Source organism: Streptomyces sp. NPDC037054, from assembly GCF_055606745.1.
The window spans coordinates 207,423-219,662 of the sequence record NZ_JBVJSJ010000010.1 but is presented as its reverse complement, the minus strand read 5'-3'; the positions used below and the strand labels follow the sequence as shown (position 1 = coordinate 219,662).

Genomic DNA, 12,240 nt, shown 5'->3' with positions numbered 1-12,240 from the left:
CGACTTCGGGCGTAGTTCCGCTCCTCCTGGGAGACCGGCCCCGTCCGGTCCGCCCCGCCGCGTGGCGGAGGCCGGGTCCCGCCCCGGGCGCGATGTCCTGCCCGGGCCGGGCCGGAAGAGTGGGGGCTGTCCACACGACCCGCGGAAAGGACCGCCATGAAGCGCCGTACGAAGATCGTCGTGTTCGGCTCGGTACTGCTGCTCACGGCCGGGGCGGCCTCGGCCGCGACCGCCTCGGACGCGTCCCGGCCGCGGGAGGCGGCGGCCCTCACCGGCACCGCCAAGCTGTACCGCTCGGCCGGGGACGACATCACCTTCTCCTTCGACGCGCACCTGGCCGCGAAGGACAAGGCCGACCCCATGAAGGCCACCGGCACCTTCACCTTCAGCCACTACCTGGACGGCGAGGGCGCCCGGGCCGAGGTCGCGGTCGACTGCCTGGTGACCGGCGGCCCGGTCGCCGTCGTCTCGGGCGTCGTCACGGAGTCCGACCTGCCGGGCGCCGAGGGCAAGCGGGTCGGCGTCACCGTCCACGACCTCGGCCGCCACGACCGGCTCGGCTACAGCTGGGCCGCGACGGGCAACCCGGCCGAGATGGACGGGCTGCCCAAGTGCGTGAGCTCCGCCCCCTTCGAGAAGGTCGTCAAGGGGACGGGCGACTTCACCGTCGTGCCCTGGCAGCCCGAGTTCTGACCAGCACCAGGGCCGTGATCAGGTAGGGCACCGCGAGGACCGCGAAGACGGTGCCGTGCGCCAGGCCGGTGCCCAGCAGCGCGTACACCCCGAACGTGGCGACGGTGGCCAGCTCGGTGCCCAGGCTCGCCACCGAGGTGAGCGTGGCGCGGCGGGACTCGTCGATGCGGTGCTGGAGGCGGACGTCGGCCAGCACCTCCGCCAGCTGGAACCCGGCGAAGGCGAGGCTCACCAGGGCGATGCCGGCCAGGGTGCGGGACGCGCCGCCGACGGCCAGGGCGAGGGCGGATCCCGCGAGCAGGGCCGCGAATCCGGAGGTGCCTAGGCGCTCGGCCGGCCCGGCCAGGAGGCTGCCGGCGGTGACGCCCGCCCAGATCAGCATGATCAGGTAGGGCACCGTGGCATCCGCGACGCCGATCTCCCGGACCAGCAGCGGGGTGTACTCGTCGAGTGCGCCCCACACCGCGGCGACGGCCGGCATCAGCAGCAGGGCGCCGCGCACCGCACGGTCCCCGCGTACTTGGGCGAGTCCGGTCCGCAGGGTCGTCCCCCAGGTCTCGCCGGTGGTCTCCGGGCTCTTGCGGTGCTCGGGGAACCGGGTGGCGGTGAGGGCGGTCAGCACGCAGGACAGGACGCCCGCGGCGCCGACGGCGAGGTAACCGCCATGGGCGAAGACGGGCCCCGCGAGACCGAGGGAGGCCACGGTGCCGGTCAGCCGCGCGGCCCGGGCCCGGCCCATGATCCGCGCGTACCGGTCGGCGGCGCCGAGGTGGTCCAGTTCGTCGTAGATGAGGGCCTCCAGCGCTCCGGAGCCGAGCGCTCCGCCCGCGCCCCACAGCACGAAGCCGAGCGCGAAGGCGCCGTACGACGGGACCGTCACCCACAGCGCGAACCCGGCGGCGGTCAGGAGCGGGCCGATCCACAGCAGCCGGCGGCGGGAGACGGCGTCGGCCCAGGCGCCCGAGGGCACTTCCAGGAGCACGCCGGTGACCGACCACAGGGCGAACAGGGAGGAGATCTGCCAGAGCGACAGGCCGGTGTCGGCGAACAGCAGCGCGTACACCGGGTAGAGCAGGACGAAGTCGTCCAGGAACGAGTAGCCGTACAGCGTGGTCGTGAGCCGCCGGACACCGGTGGCGGGCACGCGTGCGGGTGAGAGTGTCATGAGGCCTTCCCATAAGGACCGATCGGACGCCGGAGGTACGGCGTCCGAGGCGGACCTCGGGAGGCGCGGCTGGTGGATCAATGTCGCCAGGTCATGACACGAGGCTAGACCGGAGCGGTCCGCCCCGGCCAGCCCTTTTGCCGACGGGCGCTCCCCCGGCCGGCACTTCCCCGACGGGCACTCCCCCGTCGGCCCGCCCTCAGGTCGGCGAGCCCGACGAGAAGCGGCGCAGCAGCGGGGAGAGCACGAGCACGGACTTGGTGCGCTCCACGAACGGCTCCCCGGCGATGCGCTCCAGGACCCGCTCGAAATGCCGCATGTCGGAGGCGAAGACCTGGGCGACCGCGTCGGCGTCGCCGGTCACGGTGGAGGCGGCGACGACCTCCTGGTAGCGCTCCAGGCCCCGCTGGATGGTCTCCGGGGAGGTGTTGCTGCGGCAGTAGATCTCGACGAACCCCTCGGTCTCCCAGCCGAGGGCCGCCGGGTCGACCCGGACGGTGAATCCGGTGATCGCCCCGGTGGCCCGCAGCCTGTCCACGCGCCGCTTCACGGCGGGCGCGGACAGGCCGATCTGTTGCCCGATGTCCGCGTAGGAGCGGCGGGCGTCCTCGGCGAGGGCGTGCACGATGCGTTCGTCGAGATCGTTCAGCACGGTGGGTGGTTCACTTCTCCGATGGTGCGAGCGGTGCGGCCAGCCGCGAGCGGCGGTAGCCGTACACGAAGTAGACCACGAGCCCGACGGCCATCCAGACACCGAAGACCACCCAGGTGACGCTGTCCAGGCTGCCCATCATCCACAGGCAGAAGGCGAAGCCCAGCGCCGGCAGGAGCGGCGACAGCGGCACGCGGAAGGTGCGGGGCATCTCGGGACGCTTCCGGCGCAGCACCACGACGGCGACGTTGACCAGCGCGAAGGCGAAGAGGGTGCCGATGCTGGTGGCGTCGGCGAGCTGCCCGAGGGGCACGGCGGCGGCGAGGACGCCGCAGAACAGCGACACGATGAGGGTGTTGGCGCGGGGCGCGCCGGTGCGCGGGTGGACCTTGCCGAAGACCTTGGGCACGAGTCCGTCGCGGGACATGGCGAACAGGATGCGGGTCTGGCCGTACAGGACGGTCAGGACGACGCTGGCGATGGCGACGACGGCGCAGAACGCGAGCAGGGTGCCCCAGAAGCTCTGGCCGGTGACCTCGCGCATGATCTGGGCGAGTCCGGCCTCGCTGCCCTCGAAGCGCTGCCAGGGCTTGGCGCCGACGGCGACGGCCGCGACCAGCACGTACAGCGCGGTGACGATGACGAGGGACAGCATGATCGCGCGGGGCAGGTCGCGCTGCGCGTTCTTGGCCTCCTCGCCGGCGGTGGAGGCGGCGTCGAAGCCGATGTACGAGAAGAACAGGGTGGCTCCGGCGGCGCTGACGCCGGCCATGCCGAGCGGCATGAAGTTCTCGTAGTTGCCGGAGCGGAAGCCCTGGAGGCCGATGGCGCAGAACAGCACCAGCGCGCCGATCTTCACGACGACCATGACGGTGTTGGCGCGGGCGGACTCGCGGGCGCCGCCGAGCAGGAACGCCATGGCGAGCAGGACGACGATCAGCGCGGGCAGGTTGAAGATCCCGCCGTCGCCGGGCGGCGCGGAGAGGGCGGCCGGGATGGTGACGCCGATGGTTCCGTCGAGCAGTTCGTTGAGGTACTCGCCCCAGCCGACGGCGACGGCCGCGACGGAGACGCCGTACTCGAGGATCAGACACCAGCCGCAGACCCAGGCGATCAGTTCGCCCATCGTTGCGTACGCGTACGAGTACGAGGAGCCGGAGACCGGGATGGTGCCCGCGAGTTCGGCGTAGGACAGGGCCGAGAACAGCGCTGTGAGGCCGGCGATGACGAAGGCGAGCGTCACGGCGGGTCCGGCCTTCGGGACGGCCTCGCCGAGGACGACGAAGATGCCGGTGCCGAGGGTGGCGCCGATGCTGATCATCGTCAGCTGCCACAGGCCGAGGGAGCGGCGCAGGCTGCCTCCCTCGCCCTGGCCACCCTCCGCGACCAGGCGTTCGACGGGCTTGCGGCGCATGAGGCGCCCGGCGACGCCCGGGGACGGTGGGGCGGCCTGGGGGCGGTGGTGCGGGGGTGCGCCTTGGTCGAGCACGCGTTGACTCCTTCGTCGCTGCCGGTCGAGGTGGCGGGGACCGGCGGCGACCCCGCGGGATGCGGGGACCCACCGAGCGGGTCCTCGCCACGCCACGTACAGCGCAGAACCCTACGAGTGGGACGTTGCCCCTGTAATGCAGCAACCTTGCGCATCTCCGCAAGATCGTTGCGTTCCTCCGGCGGCGGCGGGCGTTCGTTGCGCGGAGGCTTACGACCATTGCACGGGAGGTCGTCGGGAGGGTGAACGAGCCACGGGGCGGACGTGCCGGGGCCCCCGGTCGTCCCGTGGCGGGACGACCGGGGGCCGGGGGTGCGGCGGTCAGTTCCAGCTGGCGTGCAGGGGCTTGCCCTCGGCGTATCCGGCGGCGCTCTGGATGCCGACGACGGCCTTCTCGGCGAACTCCTCCAGGCTCGCGGCACCGGCGTAGGTGCAGGAGGAGCGGACGCCCGCGATGATCGAGTCGATCAGGTCCTCGACGCCGGGGCGGCCGGGGTCGAGGAACATGCGGGAGGTGGAGATGCCCTCCTCGAACAGCGACTTGCGGGCCCGGTCGTACGCGGACTCCTCGCTGGTGCGGTTGGCGACCGCGCGGGCGGACGCCATGCCGAAGGACTCCTTGTAGAGGCGGCCGTTGGCGTCCTGCTGGAGGTCGCCCGGCGACTCGTAGGTGCCGGCGAACCAGGAGCCGATCATGACGTTGGACGCGCCGGCCGCGAGCGCCATGGCCACGTCGCGCGGGTGGCGGACGCCGCCGTCGGCCCACACGTGCTTGCCGTACTTCTTCGCCTCGGCGGCGCACTCGAGGACGGCGGAGAACTGGGGCCGGCCCACGCCGGTCATCATGCGCGTGGTGCACATGGCGCCCGGTCCGACGCCGACCTTGATGATGTCGGCGCCCGCCTCGATCAGGTCGCGCACGCCGTCGGCGGACACGATGTTGCCCGCGACGACCGGCACGGACGGGTCGAGGTCGCGCACCAGCTTGACGGCGCTGATCATCGACTCCTGGTGGCCGTGCGCGGTGTCGATGACGAGCGTGTCGACGCCCGCCGCGAGCAGCTGCTGGGCCTTGCCGGCCACGTCGCCGTTGATGCCGACGGCGGCGGCGATGCGCAGCCGGCCCTGTCCGTCGACGGCCGGGGTGTAGAGCGTGGCGCGCAGGGCGCCCTTGCGGGTGAGGATGCCGACGAGCCGGCCGTCGGAGTCGACCGCGGGCGCGTAGCGGCGGTTGGCGGCGTCGAGGGTGTTGAAGGCCTTGCGCGGGTCCATGTCCGCGTCGATCAGCAACAGGTCCTTGGACATGACCACTTCGAGCTGGGTGAAGCGGTCCACGCCGGACAGGTCGGTGTCGGTGACCACGCCGATCGGCCGCTGCTCGTCGTCCACGACGACCCCGGCGTTGTGCGCCCGCTTCGGCAGCAGGGACAGCGCGTCGGCGACGGTCTGGTGGGGGGCCAGCACGATGGGGGTGTCCAGCACCAGGTGGCGGCTCTTGACCCAGGAGACGACGTCGGTGACGACCTCGATGGGGATGTCCTGCGGGATGACGACCAGGCCGCCGCGCCGGGCCACCGTCTCGGCCATGCGGCGGCCGGCGATGGCGGTCATGTTGGCGACGACCAGCGGGATCGTGGTACCCGTCCCGTCCGGGGAGCTGAGGTCCACGCCCTGCCGCGACCCGACCGCTGAGCGGCTCGGCACCATGAAGACGTCGTCGTACGTCAGGTCGTAGGCGGGCTGGATGTCATTGAGGAAACGCACGTGCTGCACATCCCAGTCGATCAGAGGTGGCCCCCGGACAGGTCAGCCAGGGGGAAGAGCACGTACTTCATTGTCCCATGACGACCGGAATGCACGGTCCTGGCTCATCGTCCAGGCAGGTCAGGGGCCTGCTAGGAGGAAGCTCCAAGGGCGAGCAGCACTGCGAGCCGCGGGGTGCGGTCGGCCGCCTCCGCGAACACGTCCTGCGCGGTGCGCCACTCGGCGGGGCGTTCCTTCGCATAGCCCTGCCAGCCGGTGACGACGAGCAGCAGGCCCCGCTCCACGGCGCCCTCGGGCCAGACCGTGTGGTCGGAGAGGCTGTCGACGAGGGCGTCCCAGTTGCGGCCGAACCAGTCGGGCAGGGCGAGGGCGCGGGCACAGCGGTCCATCAGGTCCGCCTTGTCGGTCACCCCGTCGAGGTCCAGTGTGACCAGGAGCCGGCCCGCCAGGTCGTCCGTCATTCCGTACCGCCCGTCATCTCCGTGCCGCCCGTCATCTCCGTACCGCCCTGAAGGATGCGTAGTGGTCGTCGGTGTAGTAGATCTCGCCGCCCCGCCCGGTGACCAGACGCCGGGCGCCGCGGTCGTCCGAGCCGGGCGTCTCGACCGTGTACTCCCGGTAGTAGCCGCGCTCGCGGTCCGGCAGCAGTCCCTCGAAGTTGCCGAAGACGGAGCCGTCCTTCTCGTACGGGAACGGGCCGCCGGCGTCGATGCGTTCGAGCGTCTCACGGGCCTCGGGGGGCAGCTCGGACACCCAGACGGTCGCCGTGCCGCCGTCCCGCGCGGGGGGCGGGCCGCCGGTGCCGGAGCATCCGGTGACCAGCACCGCCAGACAGACGAGCAGTCCGGCGAGGACGCGAGGGACGAACCGCGGCAGCATGCGGTCGATGCTGCCACGGCCGCCCTCCGGGGTCCCGGTGTCAGAGCCCGTCCGGGTCGTTCCTGCCCAGCGCGGGACGCGGCGTGGTGCCGGCCGTCATCAGGTAGTCAGCGGCCGAGGTGTCCGTCACCAGGCTGGTGACGAGGCCGGAGCGCAGCACCGCGTCGATGGCGGCGGCCTTGCGCTGGCCGCCCGCGATCGCGACGACCTCCGGGATGCGCCGCAGCTGGTCGGCCTTGACGGTGATGCACCGCTCCCCCAGGTCCCTGCCGACCCGGCGCCCCTCGGAGTCGAAGAGGTGCGCGGACATCTCGGCGGCGACGCCCAGCGAGGCGTAGTGGGCCCGTTCCTCGTCGCTGAGCATGTCGTGCACCGTCGAGATGCCGGGCTCCCAGGAGCCGATGGAGACGCAGGCGACCGTGACCTTGTCGAAGTACTCGAAGGCCCGGGCGATGCCGGTCTGGTTGCGCAGCGCCTGTGCGGTGGCCGCGTCCGGCAGCAGCATCGGCGCGTAGATGGGGTGCGCGTCGCCGCCGGAGACCTGCGCGGCGCGGCGGACGGCCTCGACGGAGCCGCGCTCGGCGGTCCCGGCGTCGTACACGCCCGTCAGCTGCACGACGGTGCAGGGCGGCAGCCGGTTCAGGGCCGCCGCCATGTGGATGGTGGAGCGGCCCCAGGCCAGGCCCAGCACGTCCCCCTCGTTGACCAGTTCGCCGAGCAGGTCGGCGGCCACTTCCCCCAGGTTCTCCGGATCGGGCGTCTCCTCGGCGTCGGCCGGGGACTCCACCACCACGGCGTGCCTGAGCCCGTAGCGGGCGCGGAGCGCGTCCGAGCGCTCGGCGTCCAGCTCGGCGGGCACCCTGATCTCGATTCGTACGAGGTCCCGTTCGAGGGCGGTCTCCAGGACCCGGGCCACTTTGAAGCGGCTGACGCCGAACTCCTCCGCGATCTGGATCTTGGATTTGCCCTCGAGGTAGAAGCGGCGGGCCATGGCCGCCGCCTGCACCAGCTCAGCGGGTCCCATCCGCATGGCTGACCGGCCCGCCGACATACCCGACACGGCGATCTCCTCACTGCTGTTCACACTCTGGATTCGCCGTTCATCCTTGCAGATCCGGCGCGGTTGATCAGCCCTGATGGGAGCCGTTCACGTTCTCGTGGTTCAGTGGTCGCACGCCCAGGACGCCTTGGCCGTCGCCCCCTCGGCCTGGTTGCGCAGTGCACGTACCGCCTCGGCCGGGTCGGATGCCCCGTAGACGGCCGATCCCGCGACGAAGACGTCGGCGCCTGCGTCCGCGCACCGCTCGATGGTGGAGGCCGAGACTCCGCCGTCGACCTGCAGCCACAGTTCCAGGCCGTGCTTGCTGATCAACTCGCGGCTGCGGCGGATCTTCGGGAGCATGATGTCGAGGAACGCCTGTCCCCCGAAGCCCGGTTCGACCGTCATGATCAGCAGCATGTCGAGCTCGGGGAGCAGATCCTCGTACGGCTCGATCGGTGTCGCGGGCTTGAGCGCCATGGAGGCGCGGGCGCCCTTGGCCCGGATCTCCCGGGCGAGCCGCACCGGCGCGGCGGCCGCCTCGACGTGGAAGGTGACGGAACCGGCTCCCGCCTCCACGTACTGGGGCGCCCACCGGTCGGGGGCCTCGATCATCAGATGGCAGTCCAGCGGAGTGTCCGTCGCACGGGCCAGCGACTCGACGACCGGCACACCGAGCGTGAGGTTCGGTACGAAATGGTTGTCCATGACGTCGACGTGGAGCCAGTCGGCTCCCTCGACCGCCTTGGCCTCGTCCGCGAGTCGGGCGAAGTCGGCGGACAGGATGCTGGGGTTGATCTGCGGGGCCATGACCCAAGCGTGCCATGCCCTCCGGGGGTTGGCGGCATCGGTACCCGGGGGAAGCTGTCCGACGTCCGGTGCGGGTCGTCCGTGGCTGGTCGCGCGGTTCCCCGCGCCCCTGTGCCGGACCCGCTGATCGGGGGGACGCCATGAGCGGCGGGCGGGGCGTCGGGCATCTGGTGTGTGGGCGGCGGGCCAAGTGGCTGGTGTTGGTGTTGTGGCTGGTGGTGCTGTTCCTCACGGCGCCGTTCGCCTCCAAGCTGGCCGACGCCCAGGACAACGACGCGGCGTCCTGGTTGCCGGGGTCGGCCGAGTCGACGCAGGTCCTTCAGACCTCCGAGGACTTCCGGCCGGAGCAGATTCCGGCAATCGTGGTTTACGCGCGCGACGGCGGCCTCACGGCGCAGGACCGCGCGCGGATCACCGAGGACGCGGCGCAGCTCAAGGAGCTGCGGGAGTACGGCGTGCGCGGCGCGGAGACCCGCGGTCCCGTCTTCGACCGGCCGTCCGAGCCGCGCGCGGCGCAGATCCACGTGCCGATCACCATGGACGAGCAGGGCTGGGAGCGGATCGCGCCCGCGGTCGACTCGATCCGGGAGGACGTCGGCGCGGGCGGCGGCGGACTCGCCGTGCACATCACGGGCCCGGGCGGCACCTCGGCCGACTTCGCCGAGGCCTTCGAGGGCATCGACTCGACGCTGCTGCTCGCGGCGATGGCCGTGGTCGTGGTGATGCTGCTGATCACCTACCGCAGTCCGACGCTGCTGCTGGTGCCGCTGATCGCCGTGACCGCCGCGCTGTTCACCTCGCAGGCGCTGATCTACTTCCTGGCCGAGCACGCCGGTCTCACGGTCAACGGCCAGAGCGCGGGCATCCTGACGGTGCTCGTGTTCGGCGCGGGCACGGACTACGCCCTGCTGCTGGTCGCCCGGTACCGGGAGGAGCTGCGCCGCCACGAGGACCGGCACGACGCGATGACGCTGGCGCTGCACCGGGCGGGCCCGGCGGTGCTCGCCTCGGGTGCGACCGTCGTGCTGAGCATGCTGGTGCTGCTGGCCGCCGAGATGAACTCCACCAGCGGCCTCGGCCCGGTCGCCGCGATCGGCGTCGCGGTCGCCCTGCTCGCGATGATGACGCTGTTCCCGGCCCTGCTGGTGATCCTCGGCCGGTGGATCTTCTGGCCGGTGATCCCGCGCCACGGCGCCGCCGACCCGACCGAACGGGGCGTGTGGGCCCGCACCGGCCGCCGTATCGCCCGCCGCCCGCGGCTGGTCTGGGGCGTCACGGCGCTGCTCCTGGCGGTCTGTTCGCTCGGGCTGGTCCAGCTGCGGGCGGAGGGCATCGGGAACGCCGACGCGTTCACCGGCAGGCCGGACTCGGTCGCCGGGCAGGAGGTCTCGGCGCGCTACTTCGCGGCGGGCAGCGGCGATCCGCTCGTCGTGGTCAGCAACCAGGCGCAGGCGCGGCAGGTGGGGCGCGCGGTCGCCGCGGCCGAGGGCGTCGTCCCCGAGTCGCTCGGTCCCCCGCCGGGCGCGAAACCGGTCCACGAGGGCAAGGTGCTGTTCGAGGCCACCCTGCGCGCCCCCGCCGACAGCGCGGAGGCGAAGCAGACCGTGGAGCGGGTCCGCGACGCCGTGCACGCGGTGCCGGACGCCGACGCGAAGGTGGGCGGCGGCTCCGCGGCCCTGCTGGACATGGACGAGGCGACCACGCACGACAACGTGCTGATCATCCCGCTGGTGCTGGTCGTCGTCCTGCTGATCCTGTGCGTGCTGCTGCGCGCGCTGATCGCCCCGCTGCTGCTGGTCGGGACGGTGATCCTGTCGTTCGCCGCCGCGCTCGGCATCAGCGCCCTCGCGTTCCGGTACGTCTTCGACTACGCGGGCGAGTCGACGGACTTCCCGCTGTTCGTCTTCGTGTTCCTGGTCGCCCTCGGCATCGACTACAACATCTTCCTGACCACCCGCATCCGCGAGGAGGCGGCCCACCGGGGCACCCGGCCCGGCGTGGTGACCGGCCTCGCGACGACGGGCGCGGTGATCACCTCGGCGGGCCTGGTGCTGGCCGGCACGTTCGCGGCGCTCGGCACGCTGCCGATGGTCGCCTTCGCGGAGATCGGCTTCGCGGTCGCCCTCGGCGTGCTGCTCGACACGTTCGTCGTGCGGTCGGTGCTGGTGACGTCCCTGTTCCTGGACGTCGGCCCCAAGGTGTGGTGGCCGCACCGGCTGGCCCGCGAGGACGGCAGGGCCCGGGAGAGGGAGCCCGCCGTCACGCGGTCCGGCGAATGAGCGCGAGGTACATCGCGTCCGTGCCGTGCACGTGCGGCCACAGCTGGACGTCGGGCCCCTCGCCCAGGTCCGGCACGCCGGGCAGCAGCGGACGGGCGTCCAGGAGGTCGGCGCCGGGGTGCTGCTTGAGGACGTCGGCGACCACGGCCCGGGTCTCCGCGAGGTGCGGCGAGCAGGTCGCGTAGCCGACGACGCCGCCGACCCGCACCGACTCCAGGGCACCGCGCAGCAGGCCGCGCTGGAGCGGGGCGAAGCCGTCCAGGTCGTCGGGGCGGCGCCGCCAGCGCGCCTCGGGGCGGCGGCGCAGCGCGCCGAGTCCCGTGCAGGGCACGTCGACCAGCACCCGGTCGAAGCTGCCGGGCCGCCACGCGGGCCTCGTCCCGTCGGCCGCGATCACCTGGTAGGGGCCGGGGTTGCCGTCCAGGGCGCGGGCCACGAGCCCGGCCCGGTGCGGCTGCTTCTCGGAGGCGAGCAGGAACGCGCCCCGCCGCGCCGCGAGCGCGCCGAGCAGCGCGGCCTTCCCGCCGGGGCCCGCGCACCCGTCCAGCCACCGCCTGTCGTCGCCCTCCAGGGGCGCGTTGGCGAGGGCCAGCGCGACGAGCTGGCTGCCCTCGTCCTGCACGCCCGCCCGGCCGTCCCGCACCGCGTCGATGGCGCCGGGCTCGCCGCCCTCGGCCAGCCGCACGGCGTACGGCGACCAGCGCCCCGGTACGGCGGCCTCCTCGGCGAGCAGTTCGTCGGTGGTGGCGCGGCCGGGACGGGCGACCAGGGTCACCTCGGGCCGTTCGTTGTCGGCGCGCAGCAGGTCCTCGATGCCGGCGCGCCCGCCGCCGAGGGAGTCCCACAGGGCGGAGACCACCCAGCGCGGGTGGGAGTGCACGACGGCGAGATGGTCCTCGGGGTCCTCGTCGTAGGGCGGCGCGACCCGGTCCAGCCAGTCGTCGAGATCGTGCTGGGCGATCTTGCGCAGCACCGCGTTGACGAATTTGGCGCGTCCGTCGCCGAGGACGACCCGGGCGAGCTCGACGGTGGCGGACACGGCGGCGTGCGTCGGGATGCGCGTGCCGAGCAACTGGTGCGCGCCGAGGCTCAGTACGTCGAGGACGGGCGGGTCGACCTCGCGCAGCGGCCGGTCGACGCATTCGGCGATCACCGCGTCGTAGGTGCCCTGCCGGCGCAGTGTGCCGTACACGAGTTCCGTCGCGAGGGCCGCGTCACGGGCGTCGAACTTCTCGGGGCCCTCCTTCTCGCGCGCCTTGCGCAGCAGCGGCGGCAGGACGAGGTTGGCGTACGCGTCCCGTTCGTCGACGGCCCGCAGCGCCTCGAAGGCGAGGATGCGGACGGGGTCCTTCTGGGGCCGTCGGTAGGGCTTGCCGGGTTTGCGGGGCCGACGGGGCTGGTCGCTCACGAAAAAGGTGCTCCGGTGGTGAGATGAAGTGCGCGCTCCAGCCTACGTCGTCCGGGGCGGCC

11 protein-coding genes are annotated in these 12,240 nt (G+C 72.8%); 2 read left to right on the top strand and 9 right to left on the bottom strand.

The genetic code is table 11. The features are described 5' to 3' along the window. Positions 1 to 156: 156 nt before the first annotated feature. Positions 157 to 693, top strand: a complete 537-nt coding sequence (locus ACZ7D7_RS24250) for a Repetin (protein WP_470826901.1) — start codon at positions 157 to 159, stop codon at positions 691 to 693. On the opposite strand, the gene ACZ7D7_RS24245 is transcribed toward ACZ7D7_RS24250, so the two are convergent. The 8 genes from ACZ7D7_RS24245 to rpe all read right to left on the bottom strand — a co-directional run bounded on the left by ACZ7D7_RS24245 (position 662) and on the right by rpe (position 8,491). Then, a complete protein-coding gene (locus ACZ7D7_RS24245; RefSeq protein ID WP_470826900.1) occupies positions 662 to 1,858 on the bottom strand; it encodes an MFS transporter in 1,197 nt (398 codons plus the stop codon). The genes ACZ7D7_RS24250 and ACZ7D7_RS24245 overlap by 32 nt on opposite strands. A gap of 199 nt (positions 1,859 to 2,057) precedes the next feature. Further along, positions 2,058 to 2,510: an Lrp/AsnC family transcriptional regulator gene (locus ACZ7D7_RS24240; protein WP_279551547.1), complete on the bottom strand. Its 453-nt coding sequence runs from the start codon at positions 2,508 to 2,510 to the stop codon at positions 2,058 to 2,060. A gap of 10 nt (positions 2,511 to 2,520) precedes the next feature. Continuing rightward, positions 2,521 to 3,999, bottom strand: a complete 1,479-nt coding sequence (locus ACZ7D7_RS24235) for an amino acid permease (protein ID WP_470826898.1) — start codon at positions 3,997 to 3,999, stop codon at positions 2,521 to 2,523. A 321-nt stretch (positions 4,000 to 4,320) separates the two neighbouring features. Next, positions 4,321 to 5,763, bottom strand: coding sequence for a GuaB1 family IMP dehydrogenase-related protein (locus ACZ7D7_RS24230; protein ID WP_470826897.1), 1,443 nt, complete (start codon positions 5,761 to 5,763; stop codon positions 4,321 to 4,323). A gap of 131 nt (positions 5,764 to 5,894) precedes the next feature. Next, the gene (locus ACZ7D7_RS24225) at positions 5,895 to 6,224 is read right to left on the bottom strand and encodes a barstar family protein (protein ID WP_470826896.1); all 330 of its coding nucleotides are present in this window, start codon (positions 6,222 to 6,224) and stop codon (positions 5,895 to 5,897) included. A gap of 31 nt (positions 6,225 to 6,255) precedes the next feature. Then, positions 6,256 to 6,642: a guanyl-specific ribonuclease gene (locus ACZ7D7_RS24220; protein ID WP_470826895.1), complete on the bottom strand. Its 387-nt coding sequence runs from the start codon at positions 6,640 to 6,642 to the stop codon at positions 6,256 to 6,258. A gap of 40 nt (positions 6,643 to 6,682) precedes the next feature. Next, positions 6,683 to 7,726 carry a sugar-binding transcriptional regulator gene (locus ACZ7D7_RS24215; RefSeq protein WP_470826894.1) on the bottom strand — a complete coding sequence of 348 codons (1,044 nt, stop codon included), beginning with the start codon at positions 7,724 to 7,726 and terminating at the stop codon, positions 6,683 to 6,685. A 78-nt stretch (positions 7,727 to 7,804) separates the two neighbouring features. Further along, positions 7,805 to 8,491, bottom strand: coding sequence for a ribulose-phosphate 3-epimerase (gene rpe, locus ACZ7D7_RS24210; RefSeq protein WP_470826893.1), 687 nt, complete (start codon positions 8,489 to 8,491; stop codon positions 7,805 to 7,807). A gap of 140 nt (positions 8,492 to 8,631) precedes the next feature. Here rpe and ACZ7D7_RS24205 point away from each other — a divergent pair, with 140 nt between their 5' ends. Next, entirely contained in the window at positions 8,632 to 10,770 is a 2,139-nt protein-coding gene (locus tag ACZ7D7_RS24205; protein WP_470826892.1) for an MMPL family transporter, read from the top strand. On the opposite strand, the gene ACZ7D7_RS24200 is transcribed toward ACZ7D7_RS24205, so the two are convergent. Then, on the bottom strand, positions 10,751 to 12,178 hold the full coding sequence (locus tag ACZ7D7_RS24200) for an RsmB/NOP family class I SAM-dependent RNA methyltransferase (protein ID WP_470826891.1): 1,428 nt from the start codon (positions 12,176 to 12,178) through the stop codon (positions 10,751 to 10,753). The genes ACZ7D7_RS24205 and ACZ7D7_RS24200 overlap by 20 nt on opposite strands. Positions 12,179 to 12,240: the final 62 nt, after the last annotated feature.

Coding starts and splice junctions, on each gene's coding strand:
- ACZ7D7_RS24250 (WP_470826901.1), top strand. CDS start 157: ATGAAGCGCCGTACGAAGATCGTCGTGTTCGGCTCGGTACTGCTGCTC.
- ACZ7D7_RS24245 (WP_470826900.1), bottom strand. CDS start 1,858: ATGACACTCTCACCCGCACGCGTGCCCGCCACCGGTGTCCGGCGGCTC.
- ACZ7D7_RS24225 (WP_470826896.1), bottom strand. CDS start 6,224: ATGACGGACGACCTGGCGGGCCGGCTCCTGGTCACACTGGACCTCGAC.
- ACZ7D7_RS24220 (WP_470826895.1), bottom strand. CDS start 6,642: ATGCTGCCGCGGTTCGTCCCTCGCGTCCTCGCCGGACTGCTCGTCTGT.
- rpe (WP_470826893.1), bottom strand. CDS start 8,491: ATGGCCCCGCAGATCAACCCCAGCATCCTGTCCGCCGACTTCGCCCGA.
- ACZ7D7_RS24205 (WP_470826892.1), top strand. CDS start 8,632: ATGAGCGGCGGGCGGGGCGTCGGGCATCTGGTGTGTGGGCGGCGGGCC.